The sequence below is a fragment of the Streptomyces sp. NPDC015139 genome (assembly GCF_043079785.1).
Classification (GTDB): Bacteria; Actinomycetota; Actinomycetes; order Streptomycetales; family Streptomycetaceae; genus Streptomyces; species Streptomyces albidocamelliae.
Genome location: NZ_JBIBUW010000012.1, coordinates 158,457 through 174,119, shown reverse-complemented (window position 1 = coordinate 174,119; position 15,663 = coordinate 158,457). Strand labels below are relative to the sequence as shown.

The 15,663-nt window shown below is 70.7% G+C and carries 10 protein-coding genes; 7 read left to right on the top strand and 3 right to left on the bottom strand.

All coding sequences use genetic code 11. The features are described from left to right. The first annotated feature begins 140 nt into the window (after positions 1-140). Positions 141-1,058 (top strand): class I SAM-dependent methyltransferase, encoded by a 918-nt coding sequence (locus ACF08B_RS29420; protein ID WP_392320166.1) that lies wholly within the window; start codon positions 141-143, stop codon positions 1,056-1,058. A gap of 130 nt (positions 1,059-1,188) precedes the next feature. Here ACF08B_RS29420 and ACF08B_RS29415 read toward each other — a convergent pair whose 3' ends face one another. Continuing rightward, positions 1,189-3,276 carry a glycoside hydrolase family 6 protein gene (locus tag ACF08B_RS29415; protein WP_392320165.1) on the bottom strand — a complete coding sequence of 696 codons (2,088 nt, stop codon included), beginning with the start codon at positions 3,274-3,276 and terminating at the stop codon, positions 1,189-1,191. Between the two features lie 875 nt (positions 3,277-4,151). Here ACF08B_RS29415 and ACF08B_RS29410 point away from each other — a divergent pair. Continuing rightward, complete coding sequence (locus ACF08B_RS29410) at positions 4,152-5,978, top strand: cellulase family glycosylhydrolase (protein ID WP_392320164.1); 1,827 nt, start codon at positions 4,152-4,154, stop codon at positions 5,976-5,978. A gap of 124 nt (positions 5,979-6,102) precedes the next feature. On the opposite strand, the gene ACF08B_RS29405 is transcribed toward ACF08B_RS29410, so the two are convergent. Further along, positions 6,103-6,420, bottom strand: a complete 318-nt coding sequence (locus tag ACF08B_RS29405; RefSeq protein WP_392320163.1) for a hypothetical protein — start codon at positions 6,418-6,420, stop codon at positions 6,103-6,105. 156 nt (positions 6,421-6,576) lie between these two features. On the opposite strand from ACF08B_RS29405, the gene ACF08B_RS29400 reads away from it, so the two are divergent. Next, positions 6,577-8,229: a penicillin-binding transpeptidase domain-containing protein gene (locus tag ACF08B_RS29400; RefSeq protein ID WP_392320162.1), complete on the top strand. Its 1,653-nt coding sequence runs from the start codon at positions 6,577-6,579 to the stop codon at positions 8,227-8,229. Positions 8,230-8,364: 135 nt separating this feature from the next. On the opposite strand, the gene ACF08B_RS29395 is transcribed toward ACF08B_RS29400, so the two are convergent. Then, a complete protein-coding gene (locus ACF08B_RS29395) occupies positions 8,365-9,795 on the bottom strand; it encodes a cellulose binding domain-containing protein (protein WP_392320161.1) in 1,431 nt (476 codons plus the stop codon). A 309-nt stretch (positions 9,796-10,104) separates the two neighbouring features. On the opposite strand from ACF08B_RS29395, the gene ACF08B_RS29390 reads away from it, so the two are divergent. The 4 genes from ACF08B_RS29390 to rph all read left to right on the top strand — a co-directional run bounded on the left by ACF08B_RS29390 (position 10,105) and on the right by rph (position 15,659). Then, a complete protein-coding gene (locus ACF08B_RS29390) occupies positions 10,105-10,950 on the top strand; it encodes a GntR family transcriptional regulator (protein WP_392320160.1) in 846 nt (281 codons plus the stop codon). Between the two features lie 56 nt (positions 10,951-11,006). Then, complete coding sequence (locus tag ACF08B_RS29385) at positions 11,007-12,089, top strand: hypothetical protein (protein ID WP_392320159.1); 1,083 nt, start codon at positions 11,007-11,009, stop codon at positions 12,087-12,089. Then, positions 12,047-12,892, top strand: coding sequence for an endonuclease/exonuclease/phosphatase family protein (locus ACF08B_RS29380; RefSeq protein WP_392320158.1), 846 nt, complete (start codon positions 12,047-12,049; stop codon positions 12,890-12,892). The genes ACF08B_RS29385 and ACF08B_RS29380 overlap by 43 nt, the downstream gene beginning before the upstream one ends. Positions 12,893-13,061: 169 nt before the next feature. Further along, the gene (rph, locus tag ACF08B_RS29375; RefSeq protein ID WP_392320157.1) at positions 13,062-15,659 is read left to right on the top strand and encodes a rifamycin-inactivating phosphotransferase; all 2,598 of its coding nucleotides are present in this window, start codon (positions 13,062-13,064) and stop codon (positions 15,657-15,659) included. Positions 15,660-15,663 lie beyond the last annotated feature (4 nt).

Sequence of the window (15,663 nt, the reverse complement as noted above, 5' to 3'; positions counted from 1 at the left end):
GCCAGCATGCCAACTTACGTCCACCCGAGCACCCCGCTCATGGTCCCGTCCGGCCGGCGCACCCCGGTCGACGCATGCAGGGCCGCTCCGGATGTCGCCTCGGCGCCACGGCCGGGTGCGGTGGTGTTGAATACGGCTCCATGAGCGAGCGTGGGCGTGCGGCGAGTCGGACGGCTGTGCTTGTCTGCCAGGGACGGGCGGCCGCGGACGGGAGAACTGCTCACGGCCGGTTCGCGGATCCGGTGGCGGCACGGCTGCTCCGCGACGCGGAACGTGCCGTCGTGGACCAGGTTCGTGCGGGCACTCCCCCACAGGGCTGGCGGGAACGCACGATGTACGAGAGTGTGCGAGCGTGCGCCGAGGTGGTCGTACCACGGACCGTCGCGATCGACGAGGCGCTCCGTGCTCGCGCGACCGGCCAGCTCGTGATCCTCGGAGCCGGTCTCGACTCGCGGGCGTGGCGGCTGGCCGAGCTCGCGCGGACGGACGTGTGGGAGGTCGACCATCCCGCCTCCCAACAGGACAAGCGCGCCCGTCTCGCCGAGGCCGCCGCCGTACCACGGGAGTCGGACGAGGACGATCGGCACGGCGCCGAGTTGCCGGCCCTCGCCCGATCCGTACGGTTCACGCCGGTCGACTTCGCCATCGATGATCTCGGGACGGCGTTGGCGGCCGCCGGGCACGATCCGTCCGCGCCGACGACATGGCTGTGGGAGGGCGTCGTGCCGTACCTCAGGCGCGACGAGGTGCGCGCCACCGTGGCCGCTCTCGCCGCCCGGACTGCCCTGGGGAGCGCACTCGTCCTCAACTACCAGGCGCCGTCGGCGAAGGCGGCCGTAGGACGGCTCCTGACGCGGGTGCTCGGCAGTTCGGTCACGGGGGGCGAACCGTGGCGCTCGCTGTGGAGACCTCAGCAGATGGCCGCACTGCTCGCGGAGTACGGCCTGCGCGTCGTGGCGGACGACCATCTCCTCGACCTCGCACACAACGTCGGCAGCCCGGCACGCGCGCGGGCGTCGTTGCGGTCGGGGCGCGTAGCCGTCGCGGAGAGCCGCTGAGGCGCGAAGCGGCAACGGCAACGGCAACGGCAACGGCAACGGCGATCGGGCTGACAGCCAGCGTGTTGCAGGGCGTAGAGCCGCTCGGGAGCGGTGCTACGCCCTGCCGTGCGGTGCGCGCGTCTGCCGCCTACGGTTCCGTGCCCCACACCAACGTGCCGCCCACGTACACGGTGACCTTCGCAGCGTCCGCGTACGACGTCCCGGTGCCCCGACTGTAGTCGTCCGTCTCGTTGAAGTTGGACCAGTCCGCTTTCGCCAGCCGGAGCTGGATGTCGCCGGTGTTCGCGCCGGCGGCGAGGGAGCCCGAGGCGAAGGTGACGTCGAGGCTGTGGTCGGCGCCGGTGCGGGCGGCCGACAGGGTCGTGACGGACGTCTTCACGGCGGAGCATCCGACCTGGGCGTAGTCGCACCACGTCTGGAAGCCGGCGGACGACGCCTCCCCGGTGAACCAGTAGCGGACGGTCACCCTGGACAGGTCGACGGCGCCGGTGCCCGTGTTGACTAGCTGGAGACCGGGCTTGATCTGGTTGTCGCCGGTGGCGGAGTCGTTGTTCTTGTACTGCGCCTTCAGGCCGCTGGTGCCGCCGCCCCCACCGCCGGACGTCTTCGTCGTCGCGGCGATCGCCGCCGAGGCCGCGGAGACGTTCCCTGCCGCGTCGCGCGCCTTGACCGTGTACCTGTAGGTGGTGGCGGGCGACAGACCCTGATCGGTGTAGGAGGTGCCGGTGGCTGTCCCGGCCTTCACGCCGTCGCGGTAGACGTCGTAGCCGGCCACTCCGGTGTCGTCGGTGGCGGCGGTCCAGGTGAGGGAGACGCTGTCTGCGGTTGTCGCGGAGACGGTCAGGCCGGTGGGTGCCGTCGGCGCCTTCGTGTCACCGCCGGTTCCGCCGCCCGAACCGTCCACGGGCGGGTAGGCGTTGGCGAGCAACTGGCGGAACTGGGCGGAGAACCAGTGACCGGCCAGCGGCGCGTCGGCCAGCGCTCCGGTGGGGTTGTTGCCGTTGCGCGCGTTGCCGGTGTACGTCGGGTCGCACATCCGGTCGAAGCTCTTGCCCTCGTCGTTGTCGATGGCCTTGCTCGCGCCGTCCGACTCGCCCGGCGGCTTGGCCCAGACGTAGGCGTCGACGCCGGGATCGGGTGCGGTGGCCGGACGTTCGCCGAGTCCCGCGCCGCTCTGGTTGCACCAGTTGCCGGCGTGGATGCGACGGTCGACGCGGCCGCCGTCGACGTAGGCGTCCACGCTCGTCGCCGGACCGGGACCGGTCGGCCTCGCGGAGCCGCCCCAGCCGTTGCGGGAGGTGTCGATCAGCATGCCGATGCCGCTGTCGAAGCCCTGGGCGACCAGCGCGGTGCGCAGGCCCTGGGCGTACGTCGTCTCGTCCACGTACTGGTTCCAGTCGATCCACTTCGACTGGCGGACGGTCTGCCCGTTCACCGTGTCGGTGATCTTGACGTTGGGTTCCTTGGTGGCCGAATAGTTGGCGGTGTTCACGATGAAGCCGGTCACGTCGCCGACGGTGGCGCCGCTGGTCGTCGCGGCCTTCTTGAACTCCTGCGCGGAGGGCACCAGGTTGCTGTCCCAGCCGAGCCAGCCGTGGTGGCCCGCGTCGATGTAGTTGTACGTGTTCGGCAGCGCTCCGAGCTTGTGCAGGGCGTAGCCCACGCCCTTCTCGTAGTTGCCGTTGGACTTCATGGTGGCGCACTCGGGAGTGGACCCGGCCGTGCCGCCGGCGTTGGTGACCAGATTGGGCAGCGAGTCGGGTTCGACGAGGTTGACGATGCGCAGGCTCGCGTAGGCCGGGTCGGCGAGGACCGTGGCGATGGGGTCGATGTACTCGGTCTCGTAGCGCCCCAGGTCGTCGGGACCCAGCTCGCCGTTGGAGGCGAGTGCCGCGCAGTCACGGCCGGGCAGGTCGTAGATCACCAGTTGCACCAGGTTGGCGCCCTGTGCCTTGGCCGCGTCCAGGTGCGCCTTCAGACCGCGCGCCTCGGAGGTGCCGTTGATCGCGGCGATGCGGTCGAGCCAGACGAAGGTGGGCTGGTCGGCGACGGCTGAACCGCCGGGTTCCGCGGCCTCCCTGGCCGACCAGTCGGGGTTCACATAGGGCTTGGCGCCCACGTAGGGGTTGTCGAGTTTGGCGGCGGCCGACGCGGTGCCCGGCAGGGCCGCCACGCACAGTCCCGCCGCCAGTACGACGGACGCGACGGACGCCATGGCCGCTCGCTCGCGGCGACGTCGGGGCTGCGGTGGCGGGGCGTCCGGTTCGCACAAGCGTGTGATGGGCCTAGGGAGGGACATGAAGCGACTCCTGATTGACGGCGGTCCGGTGACCGGCGGTGGGGCAGGCGCGGTCCGACCGCGGACGGTCGGCTTCGCGGGCGCCCGGGCGTGCCCACTGGGCGGGCACGGGCGGTTCAGGCTGCTTGTACGGGGTGCGCGCGTGCTGCGACGGGTGCGACTGGTGCGATCAGGAAGGTGCGCGGCGTACCTCGGTCCGACCGGAGCCCGGTCTGCGACACCGTGGCTAGGGGCGCCCTACCGATCACGGGGAGTGCGGGCGGACGGAGAGAAGCGGGCCGACGTGTGCCCCACCGCCCGGCCGGGGGCGCACCGGCAGTCCGGTCCGGCCTTCCGTCGAGCGGGCAAGCGATGAACCGACCGGCTGAACGGCCGGCCGGCGGGGCACGATCCGGTGCCGGGGTACGACGACCGTGGCGGAGCACTCGGGGGGGGGCGGTGCCCGGCCGCTGGAACACGCGGAGGACAGGACACCGGAACTGGGAGCGCTCCCACGGTGATGCCGTCCGGCCACTCGTGTCAACACCCTTGCCGCGAAGGGTCTTTCGCTCCGGATCCTCACGCGGGGCACAGCGATTGCGACCGCAGGTATTGACGTGTGCACGCTTAGTGGCTTCCATGGGCGCAGTCCGGCTCCGACGAGCCGGGCCGGCCCGGGGCGGGACACCCCGGACGGCCCGCGGGAGCCGCCGGCCGGACGCCCTCCAGCACCCGAACCCGGTAGGCAGTACCCCACGCCTGACCATGGGAGCGCTCCCACCCCACATAGGCCCGCCGAGAGGACCCCCACGATGCGTCATCCTCCCGCTCACCGCCTCGGCCGCACCCTCGCCGCCCTTCTCTGCGCGACCGCCGTCGCGCTGGTCCCCCTGCTGTCCCTACCGGCCACCGCGCAGGCCGCGGCGCCCTCCGAGCCGCATCGACCGGCGGCGGCCACCGCTCCGGGTGCCGGCTACTGGCACACCAGCGGGCGCCGGATCCTCGATGCGCAGAACGCGCCCGTGCGGATCGCCGGGGTCAACTGGTTCGGCTTCGAGACCGCCAACTACGCGCCGCACGGACTCTGGTCGCGTGACTACATGTCGATGACGGACCAGATGAAGTCGCTCGGCTACAACACGATCCGGCTGCCCTACAGCGACGACATCTTCAAGAACACCACCCCCAACGGCATCTCGTACGCGGGCGGCATCAACGCCGATCTGGAAGGTCTGACGTCGCTCCAGGTCATGGACAAGATCGTCGGCTACGCGGGCTCGGTCGGCATGAAGGTGATCCTCGACCGCCATCGACCCGACTCCTCGGGGCAGTCGGCGCTCTGGTACACCTCGGCAGTACCCGAGACCACCTGGATCGGCGACCTCAAGGCCCTGGCCGCCCGCTACCTGGGCGACACCGCCGTCATCGGCATCGACCTGCACAACGAACCGCACGATCCGGCGTGTTGGGGCTGCGGTGACGCGGCCACCGACTGGCGGCTCGCCGCTGAACGCGCCGGCAACGCGGTACTGTCCGTCAACCCGGACCTGCTGGTCTTCGTGGAGGGCGTGCAGACGGTCGGCGGCCAGAGTTACTGGTGGGGCGGCAATCTCGCCGGCGCCGGTTCGGCCCCGGTGCGCCTGAACGTGCAGGGCCGCCTGGTGTACTCGGCGCACGACTACGCCACCAGCGTGGCTCAGCAGCCCTGGTTCGGCGACGTGTCGTTCCCGGCGAACATGCCCGGCATCTGGGACAAGTACTGGGGCTACCTCTTCAAGCAGAACACCGCCCCGGTGCTCCTCGGCGAGTTCGGCACCACCCTCCAGTCCGCTGTCGACCAGAAGTGGCTGGCCGCGCTGGTGGACTACCTGCGTCCCACCGGTACGTACGGCGCGGACAGCTTCAACTGGACGTTCTGGTCGTGGAATCCGAACTCCGGTGACACCGGCGGCATCCTCAAGGACGACTGGCAGACGGTGGACACGGTGAAGGACGGCTACCTCGCGTCCGTCAAGGCACCCGGGTTCGGCGGAGGCGGCTCCGGCGGCGACACCACGGCGCCCTCGGTTCCGACGGGGCTCAAGGTGACCGGCACGACGGCGTCCTCGGTCTCGCTCACGTGGTCGGCGTCCTCCGACGACACCGGCGTGGCGGGGTACGACGTCTACCGGGGCACGGGCAAGGTCGGTTCGGTCACCGGCATCTCGTTCACCGACAGTGGGCTGACGGCGGGCACCGCGTACGACTACACGGTCCGGGCGCGGGACTCGGCAGGCAACACTTCGGCGGCCTCCGCCACCCTCACCGCGACCACGGCCGGCACCGGCGGGGGCGGGGACACGGGGTGCTCGACCGCCTACAAGGTGAGCAGCGACTGGGGCAGCGGCTTCAACGCCGACGTCACGGTCACGAACACCGGCCGCGCCACGACGAAGTCATGGCAGGTCACCTGGATTTGGCCGGGCGGCCAGACCGTCACCGGGATGTGGAACGCCTCCTACACCCAGAGCGGCCGGACGGTGACGGTCACCGATGCCGGTCACAACGGCGCCGTCGCGCCCGGCGCGTCCACCTCGTTCGGCTTCGGAGCGGCCCCGGGCGGTGCGGGTACACCGGTCCTGGCCTGTCACGCGGGCTGAGGCCCGACGCACCGTGCGGGGAGAGCCGGCCGGCGGGACGTAGCACGGGGCGACGGAGTGGCCGGTCGCAGTCGTACGCCGTGGCCGGCCACGGCGCTCCCCCGTCCCCGCGGACCGCGGAGGGTCAGGTGAGGGCGTCGCGGAGGTATCCGGGCAGCATCTGACAGACCGAGGGGTTCACCGTCGAGCCGTGCGTGCGGAGGTCGTCCGGCGAGATGGTCAGGCTGCCGCCCGCGCCGGTGCGGACGACGGCCCGGAACGTTTCCCCACCGCGGGCCGGAACCCTGGCGAGGTGGCCGGCCAGGGCGGCACGGCCCAGCTCTCCCGGGTCGACGTCGGTGGTCGTACGGCCGTAGCCCTTGCAGATCCACACGCGGCTGAACGGCTCATACCGCTGGACCTCCCACACCACCAGGCCGTCGGCGTCACTCTCAGAAGACATGACTGCGATCATGCCCCGAACCGCCGACCACACCGCCGCTACCAGCGAGTACTGGCCGAAAACAGTGATGGGCGGCGGGAGCCAGAGGTTGACGTCCGGTAACGATCTCCCGATGTCGGCCACACCAGTACATGGAACATACATACGATCCCCCGTATGAACAGAGCTGTGAAGATCGGCCTCGCCGGTACGTGCACCGCCCTGCTCGTCCTCGGGGGAATCGGTACGTACAACATCGTGCACAGCCTGAGCTCCCCGGGCGACGGCACACCGGCTGCCGGGGGCACCTTCGACGCGGCGGCGCTGTCGAGCACGCCGCCGTCCAACGCCGAAGCGGTCGAGCTGACCCGCGCGTTCCTGGACAGCTGGTCGCATCAGCACCTCGACGGCGCGGCGAGCGACACCGACGTGCCGAACACCGCCGGACAGGCTCTGCGGGACTACGCGGAGGGCCTGCGGCTGAAGAAGCTGTCCTTCGCTCGCGTGCACGCCGCCGGGCCCTCGGCGGTCACCCAGGGCGCCACCAAGGTCGACTTCGAGGTCACCGCACGCGTCGCGGGTGGCACGTGGACGTACCCGAGTGCGGTGGCCGTGCTGAAGAGCGCGGAGGGGGTGCTCGCCGTCCACTGGAACAACTCGGTGCTGTACCCGGGCCTGGCGGAGGACCAGTCGTTGACCGCGGGTGAGCTCCCCGCCGACGCGAGCGCCGTGAAGGTGGTGGCACGCGACGGGAAGACGAACCTGTCCGCTTTCCCGTCCCTGCGGGAGATCACCACGACGATCCGCCAGAACGCCCGGGCCACCGGAGGCAGCACCGGGACCGGCGTCGCCGTGGTCGACGGCGGCGGCGCACTCGTGGAGCGAGTGAAGGTCTTCTCCAAGGGACGGGCGCCGGTCATCAAGACGACCATCGACGCCCGGCTCCAGGCGGTCGCCGAGAAGGCGGTGAAGGACTCCCACTTGCAGGACAAGCCCGCCGGGACGGTGGCGCTCGACTGGAACAACGGCCACATCCTGGCGATCGCGCACACCGGTGCGGACGGGGACATCGCCATCAACGGCATCAAGTCACCGGGCTCCACGATGAAGATCATCACCTCGGCGGCGCTGTTCGACCAGGCCGGCCTGACGGCGAACAGCCCGGCGCCGTGCACCGATTCACTGATGGCCAACAGCCAGGTGTTCCACAACGATCCAGGCGTGAAGGCCAACCCGTCCTCGTCCCTCGCCCAGGCGTTCACGGTGTCGTGCAACACCTCCTTCATCAAGGACGGCTTCCACCATCTGGTGCACGGCGGGGACGCCTCCGCGCTGCACGACGAGGCCGTGAACGTCTTCGGCATGGGCAGTTGGTCGATCGGCGGCGGAGTGGCCACCACCGACCCGAGCATCCCGCCGGACGTACAGGGCAGTGACCAGGCCGCGCAGTTCATCGGCCAGGGCAAGGTCACGGCCACTCCCCTGTTCATGGCGTCCGTGGCGGCGACCGTGCGCAATGTCGGCTTCGAACAGCCGGTCATCCTTTTGGGGCAGCACCAGGACACCGCGCCGCGGCCCATCTCCGCGCGAACGGCCGGGGCTCTGCAGTCGATGATGCGCGGCGTCGCCGCCTCGGGTACGGCGGCTCCGCGGCTGGGCGGCCTGGCGGGCGTCGGCGCCAAGACGGGCACCGCCGAGGAGGGCGACCACACCAACGGCTGGCTGACCGCCTACAACTCCCGCATCTCGGTGGCAGCCCTCGTCGAAGGCGGCAGGTCCGGCGTGGACTCCGCCGGCTATGTCGTACGGCAACTGCTCACCGCGGGCTGACGCCCGTCCCGCCCGAACCGGCGGGCGCCGGGCGTCGTGACCGCGCCCGTCCTCCACGCGCCCTTCTCCCGGCGTGATCGCCGCGGGGTCCCGGCACGCGAGGTGCCGGGACCCTGTGCACGGACGGGCTGCCGGTCAGGACGAAGGCACGGTGTCCTCGAACGTGGTGCCGGCCGAGCGGTAGGCGGCCACCTTCGCCGCCACCGTCGCCGGGGTGAGCACCTGGTCCTTGACGTGCAGGACGTAGTCGACCTGCTCGTCGTACTTCCGCGGGCTGGTGCTGCTCTGGCCCGTCAGGTCGATGAGCCACTGGTTGAAGTTGATCGACATGGGCCGCTCCGGCAGGTAGGCGGCGTCGTGCGTGCCGAAGAGCCGGCCGTCGATGTAGTAGCGGATCGTGCTGTTGTCGATGGTGAGGACGACGTCGTGCCAGCCGTCGTAGCTCTGCCGGCCCTCGGTGTGCTGGTTCACGGCCTGCCACGGGTCGGGGTTGTAGGTCTCCCAGGACGTCGTGTACAGGATGTTCGACGGCTCGCCCCAGCCCCCGTTGGGCAGGTACTCGAAGTCGTACTCCGCGTAGTCGTCCGCCATCGGTGCCTTGAGGTCGTTGATGGTGAAGAACGTCTGCACCAGGTGGTCGCCGTCCGGGCCGCTCCTGGGCGCGTCGCTGAACTTGATGCGTGCCGCGTACGTGCCGTTCTTGAACTTCGTGGCCTTGGTGAGGACTTCCGTCTGCCGGGTGCTCTCGCCGGTGCCGGAGGTCGAGGTCTCCAGGTTCATCACCGAGTTGCCGCCGGAGGAGGAGAACGTCACGTTCTCGGGCGCCCAGGTGGCGCCCGGCACGCCGGGGCCGCCGGAGTTGGAGCGCACGTTCCAGCCGTGGGCCGAGATCTTCGGGTCGTTGTACGCGGTGTACCCGAAGTCGTCGAAGAGGGTGGCCCCTCCGGCGGGTGGATCGGTCGGATCGGTGGGATCTGTCGGGTCGGTCGGGTCGTTCCCCTCGGGTGCGCTCCCCCAGACCACGGCCCCGTCGAGCTGGGCGGTGACCTTGCTCCAGTTCCCGTACGCGGTCTGCGCCGGACCGAAGGAGTAGTCGTCGGCCTGGTTCAGCGGTTGCCAGTCCGAGCGGTAGAAGCGCAGTTGCAGGTCGCCGGTGTCGGTGCCGGGGGCGAGTGAACCGGCGCCGGCGGTGAACCCGATCTCCAGGTAGCGGTCTGCGTTCGCGGTGGGACGGGCCAGGGTGCCGAACGTGCCGGTCACGTTGGCGCAGCCCTTGACGGCCCACGAGCAGGCGAAGCGGTAAGTGCTGCTCGGTGTGTCGGACTTGAAGTAGTAGCGCACCTTGAGGCCGCTGAGCGCGACACTGGCGGCGCCGCCGTTCTTCACCTTCAGCCAGGGTTCGGCCTGGTCGCTGCCGGTGGACCCGGTGTGGTACTGCACGGTCAGCTCGCCCTGGGCCGCGTTCGCGGTCGCCGGCTGCGCGGCGAGGCCGGCGCAGCCGAGCACCACGGCTGTGGCGAAGGTCAGCGCGTTCTTCCTGGTTCTGCCGAGGCTGGGGGTGGGCATGTGCGTCCTCCTCATGGCTGTTCACTTCCGAAACGGTGGGGGCGTCGGGATGTGCGAGTCGGGGACGTACGGGTGTGGCGGCCCGTGCCGGGTGCGATCGGCGGTGCACGGACGGGGAGGTCGCACGGCCGACGTGTCCGGCCATCGGACCTGACCAGTTGGACTGGTCAGGTGACCTCTCGTAGGGGAGAAAGTGGCATAGACCAAACGCGCCGTCAACTCCCAGGCGGCGCAGTCTGGTTGTGGATCAGCGTCGGTGCGTGGTCAACTGGACAGGTGACTGGTCAGCCGGCGCCGAGGGGGCGGAAGGTGGACGCCGACGAGAAGAGGGGCGCGCCCGGGGCGGTGCTGAAACGCGAGCGCGTGCGCGAGCACATCCTCGAACTCATCGAGGCGCGGCGCCCCGGCGACCCCATCCCCTCCGAGCGCACGCTCTGCGCGCACCTCGGCGTCTCCCGGCCCACGTTGCGCACGGCGGTCGGCGAACTCGTCACCGCGGGCCTTCTCGTCCGCGAACACGGGCGCGGCATGTTCGTCGCGCCGGAGAAGATCACCCAGGAACTCGTCTCCCCGGGGCACGCGTTGACCGTGACCCAGGCCGCGGGCGCCTGGTCCAGCCGGCTGCTCGAGTTCACCACCATGCCGGCCGGCGCTCGCGTCGGCCGCAAGCTGCGTCTTTCACCGGCCGCCGACATCGTCTACGTTGCCCGGCTGCGCCTCGTCGACGGCGCACCCATGGCCATCGAGCACCTGCACATCCGCGCCGACCTCGTCCCGGGCCTCAGCTCTCAGGAGTTGGAGAGCGGCGATCTCTACGAGCATCTGCGTGAACACCACGCCGTGCACGTCCGCGAAGCCGTCCAGGCGATCGAACCGACCGTCGTCACGCGCGCGGAGGCAGAACTCCTCGGCGTACCGGAGCTGTCGCCCGCCCTGTTGTTCGAACGGCTCACCTCGGACGCGGACGGACGGCCCGTCGAGTACGTCCATTCGCTCTACCGGGGTGACCGCTACCGCATCGTCTCCCGGCTCACCCTGGGCCCGGCCGCGAACCCTCCCGACCCGCTGCCGGGGCATCACCCGGGCATCCCGCCGGGGGACTTCGCCCACCGCGACCCGGTCGCCTCCTTCACCCGGGGCGACGTGCAGGCGTAGCAGCTCCACGTGCGCGTTCAACTGAGCGACGGTGAGAGGAATTTGGGGAGACCTGCATGACAAGCGGCAGAGGGGCGTTGACGGTCCTGCATCTCTTCCTGGTCTGGGCGACGACGGCGGCCGCGATGCCGGCGCTCGGCTTCGCGTTGGTGGTGGCGGGCTGGGGCGGTGGCACCGGGGCAGCGGTGCCCGTCCTCGTGCTGGGTGTGCCGATCATGGTGGTCCTCCTGGCCATGGCGGGCCTACCGGCAAGGACGGTGGTCCCCTTGTGCGGCTCGGCGGGCCGGCGGGTCGGGTGGGCGGTGGCGGTCTTCGCCCTCGGCACGCTGGGCGTCCTGGCCGGGCTGGCCGCCTACAGCGGGGACGTCGACCTGGGGAGCGCCGGCACACGGATCGCGTTGACGGGGGTGCCGTACGCCGTCGCCGCGGCGTTCTTCGTGCCGAACCCGTGGGTCCGGCTGGGAGCGGTGGCCGTGCTGGCAGCGGGCCTGGTCTACGGGGGCTTCGTCGGCCCGGCGCAGGCGCGGCAGCGCCATCACACGGCGGAGATCTCCCGCTACCGGGAGCATCCGGGACTGCTGTACCTGGGCGCGGCGCCGTCCGGGATGCGGGTGTCCCGGGCCGTGGTCGGGCCCGCCTCCTTCATCGTGGACTACCGCCCCGTGCGGGAGGGATACGAGTCGGGGTACGTGGGCCTGGTGGTGCGCCCACCGCTCACGCGGGCCCCCCGATGCCCGGAGCCCGCCGACAAGGGCGCGACCTGCACGGTGGACGCGCACGGTGTGATGCGCGTGGTCCGCCGTCTCCCCGGCGGCGCCGTCGCCGTCACCCTCACCCGCCGCCACCACGGCGCGGAGGTCGAGGTCAGCAGCCAGTCCCTCGACGAACCCGGCCTGCGCCATCTGCTGCACACGTTGCACCCGCTGTCGGACACGGAGCTGGAATCGCTGATGCGGGAGAAGGCGATCAGCCAGGGCTACTGGCCGGGCCGCCTCGGGCCGAGTACCCACCGGTGCCGGCAGCGGTCGGCGTCGCGCAGGACGACCCTGTGCGTGTTGGATGGGCACAGGCGGTGTGCGTCCACGCTGAGGAGGAGATGGTGCTCGGAAGAAGCACTCGGCTGTTCGCGGGCGCCCTGACCGCGGTCTGCATGTTGCTCATCGGCTCCAGCGCGCCGAACAGCGCCCTCCTCGCCAGGCCACTGCCGGTAGACGCCGCCGAGGCCGTCGTACCGAATCGCGTCATGACGTGGAACATCTGCATTCCCTGCAATCGGAGCGGGTACAACCTCGGCCGGGCGGCGGAGATCGCCACGTACGCGCCCCAGGTCATCGGCCTGCAGGAAGCGTGCGTGCGTGACGTCGAGGAGATCCGGAAGCTTCTGAAGAACCTGTACGGGTTGGACTACCACGTCGAGTACGGGACCGTGCTGCGGAACTGGAACCGCTGCGGGGGTCTGCCGTGGCGACCGGGAGCCTACGGCCAGGCCATCCTCTCGGCGGCACCCATGACCGAGCGCGTCAGCGTCGAATATCCCGACGGCGGATCCGAGGACCGTGGGTACATGGCGGTGACCACCCTCGTGGGCGGCCGGCCCGTCCGCGTCTTCACCACCCACCTCGCCCAACGACGTCAGGAGGCGGTCCGGGCGGACCAGGTGGACGTGCTCGCCCCACAAGTCGCCCGGTACGACCGCGTGATCGTGCTCGGCGACTTCAACTCCGTGCCGTCCGCCCCCGAACTCCGGCGGATGTGGGCGCTGGCCTCGGATGCGGATCCCCATTGCCGGCCCTCGCCCGCCGACGCCTGTGAGACGACCACCGACTGGCACAGCAAGTTCGACTACGTGTTCCTGCGCGGCATCGCCCCACTCGCGCACGGTGTGCACCCGAGCCCCTACTCGGACCACCACCTCTTCCGCACCGACCTGAGGCCGGCCTGAGGCATGTCCCGCCGGATCCACCGCTGTCCGCCGGGCGGAAAAGGCAAAGGCAAGGAGAGACCTCTCCTTGCCGTACTCAAGTTATAGCGCGTGGGGGGGCTTGCGGCAAGACCCGGGTCACGGCGCAGAATCGTCGGCCGATGCCACAACCTGCAGAAATGGGAGCGCAGTGATCGAGCGGTACGTGTTGGATCTTCAAGAGGCCGACGAGAATCAGGTCTCGCTCGTCGGTGGCAAGGGCGCGCACCTGGGCGGGCTGACACGGATCGAGGGGATCCGCGTACCGGACGGGTTCTGCGTGACGACGGACGCCTTCCGGCGGATCATCGCGGAGGCTCCGTCGATCGATGATCAGCTCGCTCGGCTGTCGCGCTCGAACCCGGACGACCGGGAGACGATCCGCACACTCAGTGCGGAGATTCGCCGGACCGTCGAGGGGATCGCCGTCCCGGACGATCTCGCGAGGGCGATCACCCAAGCGCTCGCCCGGCTCGGTGAGGAGACCGCCTGTGCCGTACGCTCCAGCGCGACGGCGGAGGACCTGCCGACGGCCTCCTTCGCCGGCCAGCAGGACACGTACCTGAACGTGGTGGGGCCGACGGCGATCCTCCGGCACATCAGCCGGTGCTGGGCCTCGCTGTTCACCGAGCGGGCCGTGACCTACCGCCAACGCAACGGCATCGACCACCGTACGGTCCAGATGGCCGTGGTCGTCCAGCGGATGGTGTTCCCGCACGCGGCAGGCATCCTGTTCACCGCCGACCCCGTGACGGGGAACCGGACGGTCGCCACCGTGGACGCCGGCTTCGGCCTCGGCGAGGCCCTGGTCTCCGGCCTGGTGAACCCGGACGTCTTCACGGTGCGGCACGGCGAAGTCGTCGCCAGGACGATCGCCGTCAAACAGCGTGCCGTGCACGCCCTGCCGGCCGGCGGAACACGAGAGGTGGCGGTCGACCCGCCGCGGCAGGAGCAGCCGGCGCTGACGGATGCGCAGGTCGTGCGGCTCGTGGGGCTCGGGCGGCGGATCGAGGCGCACTTCGGCCGCCCGCAGGACATCGAATGGTGCCTGGCCGACGACGGCTTCCAGATCGTGCAGAGCCGGCCGATCACGACTCTGTTCCCCGTTCCCGACATCGGCGACCAGGAGAATCACGTCTACGTCTCCGTCGGCCACCAGCAGATGATGACCGACGCCATGAAGCCTCTCGGGCTCTCCATGTGGCAGCTGACGGCCATGGTGCCGATGCACGAGGCCGGTGGGCGGCTGTTCGTGGACGTCACCCGGCGCCTGGCCTCCCCCGCGAGCCGCGCCGGCCTCCTGGACCTCATGGGGAAGGGCGATCCGCTGGTCAGGGACGCACTCGAGACCGTCCTCGATCGCGCCGACTTCGTCCCGTCGCTCCCGGACGCGGGCCCCGGCGGGCCGCCCGCGGGCGGCGCGTCGGCCCCGATCCCGACCGATCCGGCCGTCGTCGCCGAGCTGATCGAGCGCAGCGAGGCGTCCCTCGCCGCCCTGGAACGCGACATCCGGACGAAGACCGGACCGGCGCTGTTCGACTTCCTGCTGGAGGCCTTCGAGGAGCACAAGCGAGTCCTCGGTGATCCGCTGAGCATCCAGGCGATCATGGCGGGCATGGAGGCCACCTGGTGGCTCAACGACAGGCTGCGGGAGTGGCTGGGCGAGAAGAACGCCGCCGACACGCTCACGCTGTCCGCCCCCGACAACGTCACCTCGGAGATGGGCCTGGCGCTGCTCGACGTGGCGGACGTGATCCGTCCGCGGCCCGAGGTGGTGGAGTTCCTCCAGGGCGTCGAGGACGAGGGGTTCCTGGACGAGCTGGCGAAGCTCCCGGGCGGGACCGAAGCACGTGACGCCATCGAGGCCTATCTCGACCGGTACGGCATGCGCTGCGTCGGCGAGATCGACATCACGAGGCCGCGCTGGCGCGAGCGGCCCGGCACGCTCGTGCCCGTGATCCTGGACAACGTCAGGAACTTCGAACCCGGTGCGGCCGAGCGGCGCTTCGAGCTGGGGCGCCGGAAGGCAAGGCAGAAGGAGCAGGACGTGCTGGCACGCCTGCGGGCCCTGCCGGACGGGGACCGGAAGGCAGACGAGACCAAGCGGATGATCGACCGGGTCCGCACCTTCATCGGGTACCGGGAGTACCCGAAGTACGGCATCGTCAGCCGCTACTTCGTCTACAAGCAGGCCCTGCTGGCGGAGGCCGAACGCCTCGTGCGGGCCGGCGTGATCCCCGAGCAGGAGGACGTCTTCCACCTCACGTTCCAGGAGTTCCACGACGCCGTGCGCTCGAACCGGGTGGACCTGCGGCTGATCCAGCGGCGCAAGGACGCGTTCCGGTCGTACCAGGCGCTCACACCGCCCCGGGTGCTCACCTCGGACGGCGAGGCCGTCACCGGGGCGTACCGGCGCGACGACGTCCCGGCCGGCGCCCTGATCGGGCTCCCCGTCTCCGCGGGGACCGTCGAGGGAAGGGCCCGCGTCGTCCTCGACATGGCGGACGCCGATCTCGAAGCGGGCGACATCCTGGTCACGGCCTACACGGACCCCAGTTGGTCCCCGCTGTTCGTCGGCATCGCGGGCCTGGTGACGGAGGTGGGCGGTCTGATGACCCATGGCGCGGTGATCGCCCGGGAGTACGGCTTGCCGGCCATCGTGGGGGTGGAGCAGGCCACCCGGCTGATCCGGGACGGGCAGCGGATCCGCGTGCACGGCACCGACGGGTACGTGGAGATCCTCCCGTGACCGA

What these genes read in the sequence shown, in the direction of transcription:
- ACF08B_RS29385 (WP_392320159.1), top strand. Translation starts at nt 11,007, where the DNA reads ATGACAAGCGGCAGAGGGGCGTTGACGGTCCTGCATCTCTTCCTGGTC.
- ACF08B_RS29400 (WP_392320162.1), top strand. Translation starts at nt 6,577, where the DNA reads ATGAACAGAGCTGTGAAGATCGGCCTCGCCGGTACGTGCACCGCCCTG.
- ACF08B_RS29410 (WP_392320164.1), top strand. Translation starts at nt 4,152, where the DNA reads ATGCGTCATCCTCCCGCTCACCGCCTCGGCCGCACCCTCGCCGCCCTT.
- ACF08B_RS29420 (WP_392320166.1), top strand. Translation starts at nt 141, where the DNA reads ATGAGCGAGCGTGGGCGTGCGGCGAGTCGGACGGCTGTGCTTGTCTGC.
- ACF08B_RS29395 (WP_392320161.1), bottom strand. Translation starts at nt 9,795, where the DNA reads ATGCCCACCCCCAGCCTCGGCAGAACCAGGAAGAACGCGCTGACCTTC.
- ACF08B_RS29415 (WP_392320165.1), bottom strand. Translation starts at nt 3,276, where the DNA reads ATGGCGTCCGTCGCGTCCGTCGTACTGGCGGCGGGACTGTGCGTGGCG.
- ACF08B_RS29405 (WP_392320163.1), bottom strand. Translation starts at nt 6,420, where the DNA reads ATGTCTTCTGAGAGTGACGCCGACGGCCTGGTGGTGTGGGAGGTCCAG.
- ACF08B_RS29380 (WP_392320158.1), top strand. Translation starts at nt 12,047, where the DNA reads ATGGTGCTCGGAAGAAGCACTCGGCTGTTCGCGGGCGCCCTGACCGCG.